General features: G+C 45.5%; 9 protein-coding genes. All 9 read right to left on the bottom strand.

All coding sequences use genetic code 11. The features are described 5' to 3' along the window. Nucleotides 1-5: 5 nt before the first annotated feature. Nucleotides 6-1790 carry an F-box/WD repeat-containing protein gene (locus tag ACO6V5_RS13775; protein WP_422132503.1) on the bottom strand — a complete coding sequence of 595 codons (1785 nt, stop codon included), beginning with the start codon at nt 1788-1790 and terminating at the stop codon, nt 6-8. 158 nt (nt 1791-1948) lie between these two features. Then, the gene (locus tag ACO6V5_RS13770) at nt 1949-3925 is read right to left on the bottom strand and encodes a WD40 repeat domain-containing protein (protein WP_422413838.1); all 1977 of its coding nucleotides are present in this window, start codon (nt 3923-3925) and stop codon (nt 1949-1951) included. A gap of 166 nt (nt 3926-4091) precedes the next feature. After that, nucleotides 4092-6020 carry an F-box/WD repeat-containing protein gene (locus ACO6V5_RS13765; protein WP_422442212.1) on the bottom strand — a complete coding sequence of 643 codons (1929 nt, stop codon included), beginning with the start codon at nt 6018-6020 and terminating at the stop codon, nt 4092-4094. Between the two features lie 332 nt (nt 6021-6352). Continuing rightward, nucleotides 6353-8269: an F-box/WD repeat-containing protein gene (locus tag ACO6V5_RS13760; RefSeq protein WP_422132506.1), complete on the bottom strand. Its 1917-nt coding sequence runs from the start codon at nt 8267-8269 to the stop codon at nt 6353-6355. Between the two features lie 117 nt (nt 8270-8386). Continuing rightward, entirely contained in the window at nt 8387-10339 is a 1953-nt protein-coding gene (locus tag ACO6V5_RS13755; RefSeq protein WP_422132507.1) for an F-box/WD repeat-containing protein, read from the bottom strand. 152 nt (nt 10340-10491) lie between these two features. After that, nucleotides 10492-12162, bottom strand: coding sequence for an F-box/WD repeat-containing protein (locus ACO6V5_RS13750; RefSeq protein ID WP_422132508.1), 1671 nt, complete (start codon nt 12160-12162; stop codon nt 10492-10494). Between the two features lie 260 nt (nt 12163-12422). Further along, nucleotides 12423-14336, bottom strand: a complete 1914-nt coding sequence (locus ACO6V5_RS13745; RefSeq protein WP_422413776.1) for an F-box/WD repeat-containing protein — start codon at nt 14334-14336, stop codon at nt 12423-12425. A gap of 146 nt (nt 14337-14482) precedes the next feature. After that, nucleotides 14483-16405 (bottom strand): hypothetical protein, encoded by a 1923-nt coding sequence (locus tag ACO6V5_RS13740; protein WP_422132510.1) that lies wholly within the window; start codon nt 16403-16405, stop codon nt 14483-14485. Nucleotides 16406-16945: 540 nt separating this feature from the next. Then, complete coding sequence (locus ACO6V5_RS13735; RefSeq protein ID WP_422413438.1) at nt 16946-18739, bottom strand: F-box/WD repeat-containing protein; 1794 nt, start codon at nt 18737-18739, stop codon at nt 16946-16948. Nucleotides 18740-18805 lie beyond the last annotated feature (66 nt).

The raw sequence follows: 18805 nt of genomic DNA, 5'->3' as shown, positions 1-18805 counted from the left end.
AGCAATCATTCATTCATACTTAGTTCAGTGATTCTCGCCTTGCCCGTGTCATGGGTGGTCAACAAACGGTCATCGGCGCTGAGGATGGCTGATTCGATACGACCAGAATGTGAACTGGTGGCTTTTTCTTCCCATGATCCATCGCTGTTCTGACCATAAATGTTCACTGTTCCATCGCGATCGACAGTGACCACATAGCGGCCATCAACACTAAAGGTTGCTAAGCTAATACCTCTATCATGGGAGATGATGGCTTTTTCTTTCCATGATCCATTGATCGTCAGGCCACGGATTTTCACCGTGTTATCTATACCGCAGGTGATGACATGACGGCTATCGGGGCTGAATGTGGCAAAGTAGACACCTATGTTATGGGAAATGATGGCTTTTTCTTCCCATGATCCATCGTCTTTCTTGCCATAGATTTTCGCTTTGCTATCTAAACTGGCGGTCACCAGATGGCGGCTATCGGCGCTGAATTTGGCTGAGAAGACACCCAGGTAATGGGAAAGAGTGGCTTTTTCTTTCCATGATCCGTCTTTATCCTGACCACAGATTATCGCCTTGCCATCGTTACTGGAGGTCATTAAACAGCGACTATCGGGGCTGAATTCGGCTGAGATGATCTCTCCATTGTGGGAAATGATGGTTTTTTCTTGCCATGATCCATCGGCATTCAGTTTATAGATTTTTGCACTGCCATTTTTTCTGGCGATCACCACATGGCGACTATCGGAGCTGAATTTGACTGAGACAAAATGGGAAATAATCGCCTTTTCCAGCCATGAACCATCGTTCTTCCTGCTATAGATTTTCGCTTTGCAATTCATAGTGGCGGTCACTACACAGCGGCTATCGGGGCTGAAGGTGGCTGGGTAGAGAGCTTCATTATGTGGAATGATGGCTTTTTCTGCCCATGACCCATCGTCACTCTGGCCATAGATTTTTACCCTGCAATCGAGACCGGTGGTTACTACATAGCGACCATCTTTGCTGAAAGTGGCAAACTTGACCGAATTATCATGGGAAATAGTGGCTTTTTCTTCCCATGATCGTTCGTCCTTCTTGCCATAGATTTTCGCTTTGCCGTCGTCACTGTAGGTCAACACATGGCGGCTATCTGCACTGAAGGTGGCTGATCTGACAAACCTATCATGGGAGATAGTGCTTTTTGCTACCCATGATTCATCGCTCTGCTTGTCATAGATTTTATAGGTTCTGGAGTCACAGGCGATCACCAGGTGGCGTCCATCCGCGCTGAAGGAAGCTAAGTCCCGTGAACTATTACAGGGGATGGTGGCTTTAGTCTCTAATTTAAATGCTTTACATTGACACATCAGTTTAGTGAGAGTGGAAAAGAACAAAGCAGGGAAGTGAATACTTGCCTGGCGATCCATGATGGACTTGATTAATGCCTCATCTTTTGTAAAACGCTGCAACCATTTCCGGAGTTCATCTTTATCTTTTGTAGTGACGATTCTCTGTAGACGAGTCTGTTGTGATGAAGCCAGCCGACGATACCACGCCCTTGCCATTGCATCATCATTTTCGAGCCTGTTGTTAATGCATGAATTTACCCGTCTTAAATGGGCAATATCACGAGCCTGCAAATAAGTAAAAATTTTGGATTGTATATCCTCGGGTAAATCGAGCAATAATGAAAACTCTTTCTTGTCGCGTTCAATGACTTCTCTACCTGCATAGGTACCACTTGGCGGCCCTGTTTGAGATTGATCTGGTTTTGATGAAAGTCGATCATCAATACAGGAATTGTTATTTATGCAATCCATTGTTCGTTTTCCATAGTTATTGTTTATCCCTGGTTGGCAAGGATATTCAAAATTGATTCTGCAGCTTAGAGTCGGTTTTAGTAGAAAAGTTCACAATAATCTTTAGCGCAATAGGGAGTTAGAAAGTTCGATTGGTATGGCTGGGCCAGTAACAGCAATCATTCATTCATACTTAGTTCAGTGATTCTCGCCTTGCCCATGCCATGGATGGTCAACAAATGGTCATCGGCGCTGAGGGTGGCTGATCGGATAATATCAGGATCGGAAATGCTGGCTTTTTCTTCCCATGATCCATCGCTGTTCTGACCAAAAATTTTCACTGTTCCAGCGAAACTGACAGTGACCAAATGGCGGCCATCGACACTAAAGGTTGCTAATGTAATAAAACTATCATGGGAGATGATGGCTTTTACTCTCCATGATCCATCGATCTTCAGGCCATAGATTTTCATCATGAGATCATTACTGCAGGTGATGACATGACGGCTATCGGGGCTGAATTTGGCAAAGTAGACATTTCTGTTATGGGAAATGATGGCTTTTTCTTCCCATGATCCATCGTCCTTCTCGCCATAGATTTTCGCTTTGTGATCTAAATTGGCGGTCACCAGATGGCGGCTATCGGCGCTGAATTTGGCTGAGCACTCTCTTAGGTAACCGGAAATTGATTTAAGAAACTCCCAGGCTGATGTACCCGCTGAGCAGTTACTCAGGTAATCGGAAATGGTGGCTTTTTCTTTCCATGATCCGTTTTTATCCTGGCCAGAGATTATCGCCTTGTCATCGTCACTGGAGGTCATTAAACAGCGACTATCGGGACTGAATTTGACTGACTTGACCTTTCCATTATGGGAAATGATGGCTTCTTCTTCCCATGATCCATCGGCATCCAGTCTATAGATCTTTGCACTGCCATTATCTCTGGTGATCACCACATGGCCACTATCGGAGCTGAAGGTGACTGAGGCAAAATGGGAAACAATGGCCTTTTCCAGCCATGACCCATCGTCTGTCTGGCCATAGATTTTCGCTTTCCTATCCAGACTGGCGGTCACCACATAACGGCTATCGGGGCTGAAGGTGGCTGTGTAGACATTGTCATCATGTGGAATGATGGCTTTTTCTGCCCATGACCCATCGTCACTCTGGCCATAGATTTTTGCCCTTTGATCCAGACTGGTAGTTACTACATGGCGACCATCTTTGCTGAAGGTGGCAAAATTGACCTCATCATCATGAGAAATAGTAGCTTTTTCTTCCCATGATCGTTCGTCCTTCTTGCCATAGATTTTCGCTTTGCCGTCGTTACTGTAGGTCAACACATGGCGGCTATCGGGGCTGAAGGTGGCTGACTTGACCCTCAGATCATGGGAAATAGTGGCTTTTTCTTCCCATGATTGTTCGTCCTTCTTGCCATAAATTTTCGCCTTGCCATCCATACCAGCGGTCACTACATAGCGGCTATTGGCACTGAAGGTGACTGATCTGACCTGCTCATCATGGGAGATAGTGCCTTTTGCTACCCATGATTCATCGCTCTCCTGACCATAGATTTTACAGGTTCTGGAGTCAAAGGCGATCACCAGGTGGCGTCCATCGGCGCTGAAGGAAGCTAAGTCCTTTAAAGTATTACAGGGGATGGTGGCTTTAGTCTCTAATTGAAATGCTTTACATTGACACATCAGTTTAGTGAGAGTGGAAAAGAACAAAGCAGGGAAGTGAATACTTGCCTGGCGATCCATGATGGACTTGATTAATGCTTCATCCTTTGTGAAACGCTGCAACCATTTCTGGAGTTCATCTTTATCTTTTGTCGCGACAATTGTCTCTAGACGAGTCTGGTGTGATGAAGCCAACTGGCGATACCACGCCCTTGCCATGGCATCATCATTTTTGAGCCTGTTGTTAATGGATGAATTTGCCCGTGTTAACTGGGCAATATCACGAGCCCGCAAATAAGTAAAAATTTTGGATTGTATATCCTCGTGTAAATCGAGCAATAATGAAAACTCATGCTTGTCACGTTCAATGACGTTCTTGCCCATAGTGGTTCCACTTGGTGTATCTGATGGTGATTGACCCGGTGCAGATGAGCGTGGAGTAATATTGCAGGAGCTGCTATTTGAGCAATCCATAGTTCCTTTTCCATGGTTGTTATTTATCCCTGGTTGGCAAGGATATTCATAATTGATTCTGCAGCTTAGAGTCGGTTTTAGTAAGAAAGTTCACAATAATCTTTAGCGCAACAGGGAGTTAGAAAGTTCGATTGGTACGGCTGGACCAGTAACAGCAATCAATCAATCATTCATTCATATTTAGTTCAGTGATTCTCGCCTTGTCCGTGTCATGGGTGGTCAACAAACGGTCATCGGCGCTGAGGATGGCTGATTCGATATGACCAGAATGTGAACTGGTGGCTTTTTCTTCCCATGATCCATCGCTGTTCTGACCATAAATGTTCACTGTTCCATCGCGACCGACAGTGACCACATAGCGGCCATCAACACTAAAGGTTGCTAAGCTAATACCCTTATCATGGGAGATGATGGCTTTTTCTTGCCATGATCCATCGATCTTCAGGCCATGGATTTTCACCGTTAAATCTTCACTGCAGGTGATGGCATGACGGCAATCGGGGCTGAATGTGGCATAGTAGACAATTTTGCTATGGGAAATGATGGCTTCTTCTTCCCATGATCCATCGTCCTTCTTGCCATAGATTTTCGCTTTGTAATTTAAACTGGCGATCACCAGATGGCGGCTATCGGCGCTGAATTTGGCTGAGCATTCACTCAGGTAATCGGAAATGATGGCTTTCTCTTGCCATGATCCGTCTTTATCCTGGCCAGAGATTATCGCCTCGCCATCGTCACTGGAGGTTATTAAACAGCAACTATCGGGGCTGAATGTGGCTGAGTTGACCTCTGCGGTGTGGGGAATGATGGCTGTTTCCTCCCATGATCCATCGGCATCCAGGCTATAGATTTTTGCACTGTCATTTCTTCTGGTGCTTCTGGTCATCACCATATGGCGACTATCGGAGCTGAAGGTGACTAAGTCAAAATGGGAAATAATGGCTCTTTCCAGCCATGACCCGTCGTTCTTCTTACCATAGATTTTCGCTTTTCCACGCATGCTGGTGGTCACCACATGGCGGCTATCGGGGCTGAATTTGGCTGTGCAGAGAATGCCATCATGTTGAATGATGGCTTTTTCTGCCCATGACCCATCGTCCATTTGGCCATAGATTTTCGCCCTGTGATCTTCACTGGCGGTCAGAACATAGCGACCATCTTTGCTGAAGGTGGCAAAATGGACCTCATCATCATGAGAAATAGTGGCTTTTTCTTCCCATGATCGTTCGTCCTTCTTGCCATAGATTTTCGCTTTGCCGTCGCTATTACCGTAGGTCAACACATGGCAGCTATCGGGGCTGAAGGTGGCTGAGCAGACCCAGTATCTGTGGCAAATAGTGGCTTTTTCTTCCCATGATCGTTCGTCCTTCTTGCCATAAATTTTCGCCTTGCCATCCATGCCAGCGGTCACTACATAGCGGCTATTGGCACTGAAGGTGACAAATCTGACTTGTCTGTCATGGGAGATAGTGCCTTTTGCTACCCACGATTCATCGCTCTCCTTGCCATAGATTTTACAGGTTCTGGAGTCACAGGCGATCACCAGGTGGCGTCCATCGGCGCTGAAGGCAGCTAAGTCCTCTAAAGTGTTACAGGGGATGCTGGCTTTAGTCTCTAATTTAAATGTTTTACATTGACACGTCAGTTTAGTGAGAGTGGAAAAGAACAAAGCGGGAAAGTGAATACTTTCCTGGCGGTCCATGATTGACTTGATTAATGCTTCATCCTTTGTAAAACGCTTTAACCATTTCTGGAGTTCATCTTTATCTTTTGTAGCGACGATTCTCTTTAGACGAGTCTGGTGTGATGAAGGCAGCCGACGATACCATGCCCTTGCCATGGCATCATCATTTTCGAGCCTGTTGTTAATGGATGAATTTACCCGTCTTAAATGGGCAATATCACGAGCCTGCAAATAAGTAAAAATTTTGGATTGAATATCCTCGGGTAAATAGAGCAATAATGAAAACTCATGCTTGTCACGTTCAATGACGTTCTTGCCCATAGTGTTACCACTTGGTGTATCTGATGATGATTGAACAGGTGTTGATGGGCGTGGAGTAATATTGCAGGAGCTGCTATTTGAGCAATCCATAGTTCCTTTTCCATGGTTGTTATTTATCCCTGGTTGGCACGGATATTCAAAATTGATTCTGCAGCTTAGAGTCGGTTTTAGTAGGAAAGTTCACAATAAGTACCTAACCAGTTGGTTTCGCATATTCTGGACGGCGGCTTTTTCCACCCTTCTGCGTTCCAACTCTGGTTGCGTAGCTATGGCTACGCGCCCGTCGTTGCGCCTTGAAGGATGAAAAAATCCACTCGCCAGAATATGCGAAACCAACTGGCCAGGTACTTAACAACACGCTTCGTTTAGGAACGAGTTGTAATTATGCGACAACTTCTAACCACAGGATTGACAGCAAACAATCAGTCATCAATCCGTAGTTCAGTGATTTTCGCTGTGTTATCGCCATGGATGGTCAACACATGGCCATTGATGCTGAAGGTGGCTGATACGAGTCCACCAGGATGGGAGCTGGTGGCTTTTTCTCCCCATGATCCATCGCTGTTCTGACCATAAATTTTCACTGTTCTATCGAAACTGGCAGTGACCACATGGCGGCCATCGAGACTAAAGGTGGCTAATCTAATATCGTCATCATTGGAGATGATGGCTTTTTCTTTCCATGATCCATTGATCGTCAGGCCATGGATTTTCACCGTGTTATCTATACCGCAGGTGATGACATGACGGCTATCGGGGCTGAATGTGGCATAGTAAACACCCATGTTATGGGAAATGATGGCTTTTTCTTCCCATGATCCATCGTCCTTCTCGCCATAGATTTTCGCTTTGCCATCTAAACTGGCGGTCACCACATGGCGGCTATCGGCGCTGAATTTGGCTGACCAGATGCTATTGTCATGGGTAATGACGGCTTTTTCTTTCCATGATCCGTCTTTATCCTGGCCAGAGATTATCACCTTGACATTGTCAGTGAAGATCATTAAATAGCGACTATCGGGGCTGAATTTGTCTAAGTTAACCTTTCCATTGTGGGGAATGATGGCTTTTTCTTCCCATGATCCATCGGCATCCAGTCTATAGATTTTTGCACTGCCATTTTTTCTGGTGATCAACACATGGCTACTATCGGAGCTGAATTGGACTGAGACAAAATGGGGAATAATGGCTTTTTCCAACCATGACCCGTCGTTCTTCTTGCCATAGATTTTCGCTTTGCTATCCAGGCTGGTGGTTATCACATAGTGGCTATCGGGGCTGAAGGTGGCTGTGTAGACAGTGTCATCATGTGGAATGATGGCTTTCTCTGCCCATGACCCATCGTCACTCTGGCCATAGATTTTTGCCCTGTGATCGCGACCGGTGGTTACTACACAGCGACCATCTTTGCTGAAGGTGGCAAAATGGACCTCATCATCATGGGAAATAGTGGCTTTTTCTTCCCATGAACGTTCGTCCTTCTTGCCATAGATTTTCGCTTTGCCGTCGTCACTGTAGGTCAACACATGGCGGCTATCGGGGCTGAAGGTGGCTGATTTGACCCGCTGATCATGGGAAATAGTGGCTTTTTCTTCCCATGATTGTTCGTCCTTCTTGCCATAAATTTTCGCCTTGCCATCCATGCCAGCGGTCACTATATAGCGGCTATTGGCGCTGAAGGTGACTGATCTGACTTTCTCATCATGGGAGATAGTGCCTTTTGGCAGCCATGATTCATTGCTCTCCTGATCATAGATTTTACAGGTTTTAGAGTCACAGGCGATCACCAGGTGGCGTCCATCGGCGCTGAAGGAAGCTAAGTCCTTTAAAGTATTACAGGGGATTGTGGCTTTAGTCTCTAATTGAAATGCTTTACATTGACACATCAGTTTAGTGAGAGTGGAAAAGAATAAAGCAGGAAAGTGAATACTTTCCTGGCGGTCCATGATTGAATTGATTAATGCTTCATCCTTTGTAAAACGCTTTAACCATTTCTGGAGTTCATCTTTATCTTTTGTAGCGACAATTGTCTCTAGACGAGTCCGGTGTGATGGAGCCAACTGGCGATACCACGCCCTTGCCATTGCATCATCATTTTCGAGCCTGTTGTTAATGGATGAATTTACCCGTCTTAAATGGGCAATATCACGAGCCTGCAAATAAGTAAAAATTTTGGATTGTATATCCTCGGGTAAATCGAGCAATAATGAAAACTCTTTCTTGTCATGCGCAATGACTTCCCTGCCTGCGTTGGTTCCACTTGGTGTATCTGATGGAGGTTGGTCTGTTGTTGATGAGCGTGGAGTAATATTGCAGGAGCTGCTATTTGAGCAATGCATAGTTCGTTTTCCATGGTTGATATTTATCCCTGGTTAGCAAGGATATTCAAAATTGAGTCTGCAGCTTAGAGTCTGTTTTAGTAGGAAAGTTCACAATAAGTTATTGAGAGTCATGAATCAAAAGAGGCGACACATAATAGCCTGAAACAGGGAGTATTCATTCATTCCTAGTTCAGTGATTATCGCCGTGCACGCGCTATGGGTGGTCAACAAACGGTCATCGGTGCAGAGGATGGCTGATCCGACAAAACCAGGATGGGAACTGGTGGCTTTTTCTTCCCATGATCCATCGCTATTTTGACCATAAATGTTCACTGTTCCATCGTAACCGACAGTGACCACATAGCGGCCATCGGCACTAAAGGTTGCTAAGCTAATACCCTTATCATGGGAGATGATGGCTTTTTCTCTCCATGATCCATCAATCTTCAGGCCATGGATTTTCACCGTTAAATCTTCACTGCAGGTGATGGCATGACGGCAATCCGGGCTGAATTCGGCAAAGTAGACACTTTTGCTATGGGAAATGATGGCTTTTTCTTCCCATGATCCATCGTCCTTCTTGCCATAGATTTTCGCTTTGTAATTTAAACTGGCGATCACCAGATGGCGGCTATCGGCGCTGAATTTGGCTGAGCAGTCACTCAGGTAATCGGAGATGCTGGCTTTTTCTTGCCATGATCCGTCTTTATCCTGGCCAGAGATTATCACCTTGCCATCGTCACTGGAGGTTATTAAACAGCGATTATCGAGGCTGAATTTGACTGAGTTGACCTCTGCATTGTGGGAAATGATGGCTTTTTCTTGCCATGATCCATCAGCATCAAGTCTATAGATTTTTGCACTGCCATTTCTTCTGGTGATCACCACATGGCGACTATCGGAGCTGAATTGGACTGAGACAAAATGGGGAATAATGGCTTTTTCCAGCCATGCCCCGTTGTTCTTCTTGCCATAGATTTTCGCTTTGCTATCCAGGCTGGTGGTTATCACATAGTGGCTATCGGGGCTGAAGGTGGCTGTGTAGACAGTGTCATCATGTGGAATGATGGCTTTCTCTGCCCATGACCCATCGTCACTCTGGCCATAGATTTTTGCCCTGTGATCGCAACTGGTGGTTACTACACAGCGACCATCTTTGCTGAAGGTGGCAAAATGGACCTCATCATTATGGGAAATAGTGGCTTTTTCTTCCCATGAACGTTCGTCCTTCTTGCCATAGATTCTCGCTTTGCCGTCGTCACTGTAGGTCAACACATGGCGGCTATCGGGGCTGAAGGTGGCTGAGCGGACCCAGTGACTGTGGCAAATAGTGGCTTTTTCTTCCCATGATCGTTCGTCCTTCTTGCCATAAATTTTCGCCTTGCCATCCATGCCAGCGGTCACTACATAGCGGCTATTGGCACTGAAGGTGACAAATCTGACTTGTCTGTCATGGGAGATAGTGCCTTTTGCTACCCACGATTCATCGCTCTCCTTGCCATAGATTTTACAGGTTCTGGAGTCACAGGCGATCACCAGGTGGCGTCCATCGGCGCTGAAGGCAGCTAAGTCCTCTAAAGTGTTACAGGGGATGCTGGCTTTAGTCTCTAATTTAAATGTTTTACATTGACACGTCAGTTTAGTGAGAGTGGAAAAGAACAAAGCAGGAAAGTGAATACTTTCCTGGCGGTCCATGATTGACTTGATTAATGCTTCATCCTTTGTAAAACGCTTTAACCATTTCTGGAGTTCATCTTTATCTTTTGTAGCGACAATTGTCTCTAGACGAGTCCGGTGTGATGGAGCCAACTGGCGATACCACGCCCTTGCCATGGCATCATCATTTTCGAGCCTGTTGTTAATGGATGAATTTACCCGTCTTAAATGGGCAATATCACGAGCCTGCAAATAAGTAAAAATTTTGGATTGTATATCCTCGGGTAAATCGAGCAATAATGAAAACTCATTCTTGTCACGTACAATAACGTTCTTGCCCGTAATGGTACCTCTTGGTGTATCTGATGGAGATTGACCTGGTGTTGATGGGCGTGGAGTAATATTGCAGAAGCTGCTATTTGAGCAATCCATAGTTCCTTTTCCATGGTTGTTATTTATCCCTGGTTGGCAAGGATATTCAAAATTGATTCTGCAGCTTAGAGTTGGTTTTAGTCTGAAAGTTCACACTATTGATGTATGCGTAACCAATAAGAAAACAGGGCTTTGATCCGCGAAATATTCATTCATTCATCCACCCATCCATCCATCTTTAGTTCCGTGATTTTCGCCGTGTTATCGGTATGGATGGTCAACACATGGCCATCGGCGCTGAAGATGGCTGACCTGATCCTGCAACCATGGGAAATGGTGGCTTTTTTTTGCCATGATCCATCACTTACCTGACCATAAATTTCCGATGTTTTTTCGTCACTGGCAGTGACCACATGGCGGCCATCAAAGCTAAAGACTGCTGATCTGATTCCCAAACCGTGGGAAATGGCCGTTTTTTCTTGCCATGATCCATCGTCCTTCAGGCCGTTGATTTTCACCTTTCTATCATAACTGCAGGTCATCACATGGCGGCTATCGACACTAAAGGCTGTTGATCTAATTTCCAAATAGTGGGAAATGGTCTTTTTTTGTTTCCATGATACATCGTCCTTCTGGCTATAGATTTTCGCTTTGCCAGGGAAACAGGAGGTGATTAGATGGCGGCTATCGGGGCTGAAGGTAGCTGAATTGAACTGATCATCATTAGAAGTGGTGGCTTGTCTTTTCCACGATCCATCGTCCTTCTGGCCATAGATTTTCACCCTGCCATCACAGGTGCAGGTCATCATACGTCGGCTATCGGGGCTGAAGGTGGCTGATCTGATGCTATACCCATGGTATTTGCTGGCTTTTTCTTTCCATGATCCATCGGCCTCCAGACCATAGATTTTCGTCTTACAATCTTCACTGCAGGTCACCACATGGCAGCTATCGGGGCTGAAGGTGGCTGACCGGACCCAATCATTATGACAGAGAGTGGCTTTTTCTTCCCATGAACCACCGGCCTCCAGGCCATAGATTTTCACCTTGTTATTGGTACTTCGGTTCAATACATGGCAGCCATCGGCGCTGATCTTGGCTGAGTATAAGGAGTTGTCTCGGGAAATAGTCGCTTCTTCCCATGATCGTTCGTCCTTCTTACCATAAATTTTCGTCTTGCACTTTCTACTGGTTGTCACTACGTAACGGTCATCGGCACTAAAGGTGATCGATTCGACAGCGGAATCATGGCAGATAGTGCCTTTTGCTTGCCATGTTCCATCGCTCTCCCGACCATAGATTTTAAAGATTTTGGAGTCACAGGCGATCACCAGGTGGCGGCCATCGGCGCTGAAGGCAGCTAAGTCCTTTGAACTGCTACAGGGGATGCTGGCTTTAGTCTCTAATTTAAATGTTTTACATTGACACATCAGTTTAGTGAGAGTGGAAAAGAACAAAGCAGGGAAGTGAATACTTGCCTGGCGATCCATGATGGACTTGATTAATGCCTCATCTTTTGTAAAACGCTGCAACCATTTCCGGAGTTCATCTTTATCTTTTGTAGCGACGATTGTCTTTAGACAAGTCTGGTTTGATGAAGCCAACTGGCGATACCATGCCCTTGCCATGGCATCATCATTTTTGAGCCTGTTGTTAATGCATGAATTTGCCCGTGCTAAATGGGCAATATCACGAGCCTGCAAATAAGTAAAAATTTTGGATTGTATATCCTCGGGTAAATCGAGCAATAATGAAAACTCATTCTTGTCACGTTCAATGACTTCCCTGCCTGCATAGGTACCACTTGGCGGCCCTGTTTGAGATTGCTCTGCTGTTGATGAGCGTAGAGTAATATTGCAGGAGCTGCTATTTGAGCAATGCATAGTTCCTTTTCCATGGTTGTTATTTATCCCTGTTTGGCAAGGATATTGAAAATTGATTCTGCAGCTTAGAGTCGGTTTTAGTAGGAAAGTTCACAATATTGATGTAAGCGTAACCAATAATAAGTAACTGGTTAGGTGCTTAAAACAGGACTTTGATCCAGGAAATTGTTGAAGTCGTGGCCGGTTTTCCGGTGCGTTCGAACTATCATGCCTGGCAGGTGTTGCAGAATAATAATGTGAGGCTGGGCTGGTAACAGCAATCATTCATTCAAACTTAGTTCAGTGATGCTCGCCGTTGCGTTGTGGATGGTCAACAAATGGTCATCAGTGCTGAGGGTGGCTGATTGGATAACACCAAGATGGGAAATGGTAGCTTTTTCTTTCCATGATCCATCGCTGTTCTGGCCAAAAATTTTCACTGTTCCAACGTAACTGACAGTGACCACATGGCGGCCATCGACAGTGAAGGTTGCTAATGTAATAACCCTTCGATGGGAGATGATGGCTTTTTCTCTCCATGATCCATCAATCTCCAAGCCATGGATTTTCACCGTGTAATCAGGACTGCAGGTGATGAGATGACGGCTATCGGGGCTGAATGTGGCAGAGTAGACACTTTCTTTATGGGAAATGCTGGCTTTCTCTTCCCATGGTCCATCGTCCTTTTTGCCATAGATTTTCGCTATGCCATCTAAACTGGCGGTCATCACATGTCGGCTATCGGCGCTGAATTTGGCTGAACAGACACTTAGGTAATGGGAAATAGTAGCCTTTTCTTTCCATGATCCGTCTTTATCCTGGCCATAGATTATCGCCTTGCCATCGTCACTGGTGGTCATTAAATAGCGACTATCGGGGCTGAATGTGGCTGAGTTGACCTCTCCATTGTGGGAAATGATGGCTTTTTCTTTCCATGATCCATCGGCATCAAGTCTATGGATTTTTGCACTGCCATTTCTTCTGGTGGTCACCAAATGGCGATTATCGGAGCTGAAGATGGCTGAGACAAAATGGGAAATAATGGCTTTTTCTTCCCATGATCCATCGTCCTTCTTGCCATAAATTTTCGCAGTGTCATTTCCACAGACGGATACCACATAGCGGCCATCGGTGCTGAAGTTGGCTGATTTGGCCCAGTCATCGTGGGAAATAGTGGCTTCTTCTTGCCATGATCGTTCGTCTTTCCTGCCATAGATCTTCGACTTGCCGTCTGCACTGGCGGTTACTACATAGTGACTATCGATGCTGAAGGTGGCTAAGTAGATCTCTTCGTTATGGGAAATGATGGCTTCTACTTCCCATGAACCATCGTCCGTCAGGCCATAGATTTTCGCCTTGGCGTCGTTACTGCAGGTCAACACATGGCGGCTATCGGGGCTGAAGGTGGCTGAGCGGACCCAGCGATTATGGGAAATAGTGGCTTTTTCTTCCCATGATCGATTGTCTTTCTTGCCATAAATTTTCGCCTCGCCATCCATACCAGCGGTCACTACATAGTGGCTATTGGCACTGAAGGTGACTGATCTGACATAGTTATTATGGGAGATAGTGCCTTTTGCTACCCATGATCCATCGCTCTCCTGGCCATAGATTGTACAGGTTTTGGGGACACGGGAGATCACCAGGTGGCGTCCATCGGCGCTGAAGGCAGCATAGTGCTTTGAACTTTCACAGGGGATGGTGGCTTTAGTCTCTAATTTAAATGCTTTACATTGATACATCCGTTTAGTGAGAGTGGAAAAGAACAAAGCAGGAAAGTGAATACTTGCCTGGCGGTTCATGATTGACTTGATTAATGCCTCATCCTTTGTAAAACGCTGCAACCATTTCCGGAGTTCATCTTTATCTTTTGTAGCGACAATTGTCTTTAGAAGAGTCTGGTGTGATGAAGCCAACCGGCGATACCATGCCCTTGGCATTGCATCATCATTTTTGAGCCTGTTGTTAATGGATGAATTTACCTGTGTTAACTGGGCAATATCACGAGCCTGCAAATAAGTAAAAATTCTGGATTGTATATCCTCGGGTAAATCGAGCAATAATGAAAACTCATTCTTGTCACGTTCAATGACTTCCCTGCCTGCATAGGTAGCACTTGGCGGCTCTGTTTGAGATTGATCTGGTTTTGATGAAAGTCGATCATCAATACAGGAATTGTTATTTATGCAATCCATTGTTTGTTATTCCATTGTTGTTATTTATCCCTGGTTGGCGAGGATATTCAAAATTGATTCTGCAGCTTAGAGTCGGTTTTAGTAGGAAAGTTCACAATAATCTTTAGCGCAACAGGGAGTTAGAAAGTTCGATTGGTATGGCTGGGCTAGTAACGGCAATCATTCATACTTAGTTCAGTGATGTTCGCCGTGTCCGTGCCATGGATGGTCAACAAATGGTCATCGGCGCTAAGGGTGGCTGATCGGATAGTACCAGGATGGGAAATACTGGCTTTTTCTTCCCATGATCCATCGCTGTTCTGACCATAAATGTTCACTGTCCCTTCGAGACTGACAGTGACCACATGGCGGCCATCGGCACTAAAGGTTGCTATTGTAATGCCCCTATCATAGGAAATGTTGGCTTTTTCTCTCCATGATCCATCGATCTCCAGGCCATGGATTTTTACCGTTAAATCTTCACTGCAGCTGATGGCATGGCGGCAATCGGGGCTGAATGAGACATAGTAGACACTTTCGTTATGGGAAATGATAGCTTTTTCTTCCCATGATCCATCGTCCTTCTTACCATAGATTTTCGCTTTGAAATCTAGACTGGCGGTCACCAGATGGTGGCTATCGGCGCTGAATTTGGCTGAGCAGTCACTCAGGTAATCGGAAATGATGGCTTTTTCTTGCCATGATCCGTCTTCATCCTGGCCAGAGATTATCGCCTTGCCATCGTCACTGGAGGTTATTAAACAGCGACTATCGGGGCTGAATGTGACTGAATTGACCTCTGCATTGTGGGAAATGATGGCTTTTTCTTGCCATGATCCATCGGCATCCAGTCTACAGATTTTTGCACTGCCATTTCTTCTGGTGATCACCACATGGCAACTATCGGAGCTGAAAGTGACTGAGACACAATGGGAAATAATGGCTTTTTCCAGCCATGACCCATCGTTCTTCTTATCATAGATTTTCGCTTTGCTGCCCAGGCCTTCAGTCACCACATAGCGGCTATCGGGGCTAAAGGTGGCTGAGTAAATGTCATCATGTGGAATGACGGCTTTTTCTGCCCATGACCCATCGTCACTCTGGCCATAGATTTTTGCACTGTGATCCCAACTGGTGGTTACTACATAGCGACCATCTTTGCTGAAGGTGGCAAAATCGACCCAATTATCATGGGAAATAGTGGCTTTTTCTTCCCATGATCGTTCGTCCTTCTTGCCGTAGATTTTTGCTTTGCCGTCGTTACTGTAGGTCAACACATGGCGGCTATCGGGGCTGAAGGTGGCTGAGCGGACCCAGTAACTGTGGGAAATAGTGGCTTTTTCTTCCCATGATTGTTCGTCCTTCTTGCCATAAATTTTCGCCTTGCCATCCATGCCAGCGGTCACTACATAGTGGCTATTGGCACTGAAGGTGACAAATTTGACTTGCCTATCATGGGAGATAGTGCCTTTTGCTACCCATGATTCATCGCTCTGCTGGCCATAGATTTTACAGGTTTCAGAGTCAAAGGCGATCACCAGGTGGCGTCCATCGGCGCTGAAGGAAGCTAAGTCCTCTGAACTATGGCAGGGGATGGTGGCTTTAGTCTCTAATTTAAATGCTTTACATTGACACATCAGTTTAGTGAGATTGGAAAAGAACAAAGCAGGAAAATAAAAACACGCCTGACGATCCATGATTGACTTGATTAATGCCTTATCCTTTGTAAATCGGCTCAACCAATTCTCGAGTTGATCTTTATTTTTTGCAGTGAGGATTATTCCCGTAATGGCCTGGCGTGATGAAGCAATCTGGCGATACCACGCCCTTATCATTGATGCATCTTTTTTAAGCGTGTTGTAAATGCATGAATTCACCTGTGTTAAACGGGCAATATCACGAGTCTGCAAATAGCTATAAATTTTGGATTGTATTTCAATGGGTAAATCAAGCAATAATGAGAGCTCATTCTTGTCACGAACAAATACCTCCCTGCGCGTGCTGATTCCAATTTGTGTCCCTGATTGAGATTGAACGGGTGTTGTTGCAAGTGCATCACTAATACCAGAATTACTCTTTATGCAATCCATAACTCGTTTTCCATTGTTATTGTTTATCCCGCAAGGATATTTAAAATTGATTCCGCAGCCTAGGAGCCTGACCGAGAATAGACTGCCCTACTGCGGCGGCAGCAAATTGGTCTGAAAATCCGCTTTTGTTCGTCAAATAGCTCGCTATTCTCCTCACAAAACCGAATTTTCATCCTCAATTTTCTGCCGTCCTCGCTACGGGCGCTATTCTCGGTCAGGCTCCTAGCAGCCTGTCGGACTTAAGACTGTCCTACACGGCAACTGCTCCTGCGTTGCTCTAGCTCCTGCATCCATGCAGTCGTGCGGTTGCAATAAATTGGTCTAAAAATCTCTGTTTCTTCGTCAAATAGCTCGCTATTCTCCTCAGAAACAGAGATTTTTATCCTCAATTTCTTGCAATCCTCGCTACGGACGCTTAAGTCCGACAGGCTGCTAGAGTTGGTTTTAGTATGAAAGTTCACAATAACAACTCGCTTCGTGTAGGAACGAGTTGTAATTATGTGACAACTTCTAACCACAAGATTGACAGCAAATAATCAGTCATACATCCATCCGTAGTTCAGTGATTTTTGCTGTGTTAATGCCATGGATGGTCAACACAAGGCCATCGGCGCTGAAGATAGCTGATCTGATACTACTAGGATGGGAAATGGTGGCTTTTTCTTGCCAGGATCCATCGCTTACCTGGCCATAAATTTTCGCCGTTTTATCAATACTGGCGGTGACCACATGGTGGCTATCGACGCTAAAGGTTGCTGATCTTATATCCTTGTCATGAGAGATGATGGCTTTTTCTTGCCATGATCCATCGCCCTTCCGGCCATAGATTTTCGCCTTGTTATCTTCACCGCAGGTGATTAGATAGCAACTATCGGCGCTGAATGTGGCTAACCAGACTCTGTCATCATGGGAAATGATGGCTTTTACTTCCCATGATCCATTGTCTTTCTGGCCATAGATTTTCGCCTTGCCATCGTAACTGTGGCTCACCACATGGCGGCTATCGGGGCTGAAGCAGGCTGAATTGACACGATTCTCATGGGAAAAGATGGCTTTTTCTTCCGATGATCCATCGTCCTCCAGGCTATGGATTTTCACAGAGTGATCGCGACGGGTGGTCACCACATAGCGGCCACTGGCGCTGATAGCGGCTGAGAGGACCCAGCAATCATGGGAAATAGTGGCTTTTTCTTGCCATGACCCGTCGGCCTCGATGCTAAAGATTTTTACCTTGTTATTTTCGCCGCAGGTGATCACATGGCGACTATCAGCGCAGAAGCCAGCTGAGAAGGCCCAGTCGTCGTGGGAAATAATGGCTTTTTCTTCCCATGATCCATCGACCCTCTGGCTATAGATTTTCGCTTCGCCATCACTGCTGCGGGTCAACACATGGCGGCTATCGGGGCTGAAGGTGGCTGATTTGACATCTTGATCATGGAAAATAATGGCTTTTTCTACCCATGACCCATCGTCCCTCTGGCCGTAAATTTTCGCCTTGCCATCGCCACTGGCGGTTACTACATAACGACTATCGTTGCTGAAGGTTGCTGAGTTGACCCAGTTATTATGGGAAATAGTGGCTTTTTCTTCCCATGATCCATCGTCCTTCTTGCCATAGATTTTCGCCTCGCCATCCTTACTGGCGGTCACTACATAGCGGCCATTGGCGCTGAAGGTGGACGAAATGATACTGCCATAATGGAGGACAGTGCCTTTTTCTGTCCAGGATCCATCGCTCTCCCGGCCATAGATTTCCAGCGTATCATTATCACTGGCGATCGCCATACAGCGGCCATCGGCGCTGAAGCTGGCTGAGTTCAGCTTACCATTACCTGGGAGGTTGGCTTTTGTCTCTAATTCGAATGTTTTACATTGAGACATCAGTTTAGTGAGAGTGGAATAGAACAGAGCAGGAAAATAAATACTCGTTTGGCGATCCATGATCGACTTGACTAATGCCTTATCCTCTGTGAAACGGCTTAACCAACCTTCGAGTTGATTTTTATCTTTTGCCATAACGATTGTCTTTATCAGAGCCTGGTGTGATGGAGCAATCTGGCGATACCACGCCTTTATCATTGATGCATCTTTTTTGAGCGTGTTGTAAATGCATGAATTCACCTGTGTTAAACGGGCAATATCACGAGTCTGCAAATAAGTATAAATTTTGGATTGTATTTCAAAGGGTAAATCGAGCAATAAAGAAAGCTCATTCTTGTCACGAACAAATACGTCCCTGCGCGTGCTGATTCCACTTGGTGTCCCTGATTGAGATTGAACGGGTGTTGATGAAAGTGCGTCACCAATACTGGAATGACTCTTTAGGCAATCCATAACTCGTTTTCCATAGTTATTATTTATCCCTCACTGGCAGGGATATTCAAAATTGATTCTGTAGCT

The organism is Endozoicomonas sp. ALD068 (genome assembly GCF_049310145.1).
Taxonomy (GTDB): Bacteria; Pseudomonadota; Gammaproteobacteria; order Pseudomonadales; family Endozoicomonadaceae; genus Endozoicomonas_A.
This window is presented reverse-complemented; position numbering and strand designations above follow the sequence as displayed.

Excerpts from the sequence above, each read along its gene's own strand:
- ACO6V5_RS13775 (WP_422132503.1), bottom strand. The coding sequence starts at position 1,790 with ATGGATTGCATAAATAACAATTCCTGTATTGATGATCGACTTTCATCA.
- ACO6V5_RS13770 (WP_422413838.1), bottom strand. The coding sequence starts at position 3,925 with ATGGATTGCTCAAATAGCAGCTCCTGCAATATTACTCCACGCTCATCT.
- ACO6V5_RS13765 (WP_422442212.1), bottom strand. The coding sequence starts at position 6,020 with ATGGATTGCTCAAATAGCAGCTCCTGCAATATTACTCCACGCCCATCA.
- ACO6V5_RS13760 (WP_422132506.1), bottom strand. The coding sequence starts at position 8,269 with ATGCATTGCTCAAATAGCAGCTCCTGCAATATTACTCCACGCTCATCA.
- ACO6V5_RS13755 (WP_422132507.1), bottom strand. The coding sequence starts at position 10,339 with ATGGATTGCTCAAATAGCAGCTTCTGCAATATTACTCCACGCCCATCA.
- ACO6V5_RS13750 (WP_422132508.1), bottom strand. The coding sequence starts at position 12,162 with ATGCATTGCTCAAATAGCAGCTCCTGCAATATTACTCTACGCTCATCA.
- ACO6V5_RS13745 (WP_422413776.1), bottom strand. The coding sequence starts at position 14,336 with ATGGATTGCATAAATAACAATTCCTGTATTGATGATCGACTTTCATCA.
- ACO6V5_RS13740 (WP_422132510.1), bottom strand. The coding sequence starts at position 16,405 with ATGGATTGCATAAAGAGTAATTCTGGTATTAGTGATGCACTTGCAACA.
- ACO6V5_RS13735 (WP_422413438.1), bottom strand. The coding sequence starts at position 18,739 with ATGGATTGCCTAAAGAGTCATTCCAGTATTGGTGACGCACTTTCATCA.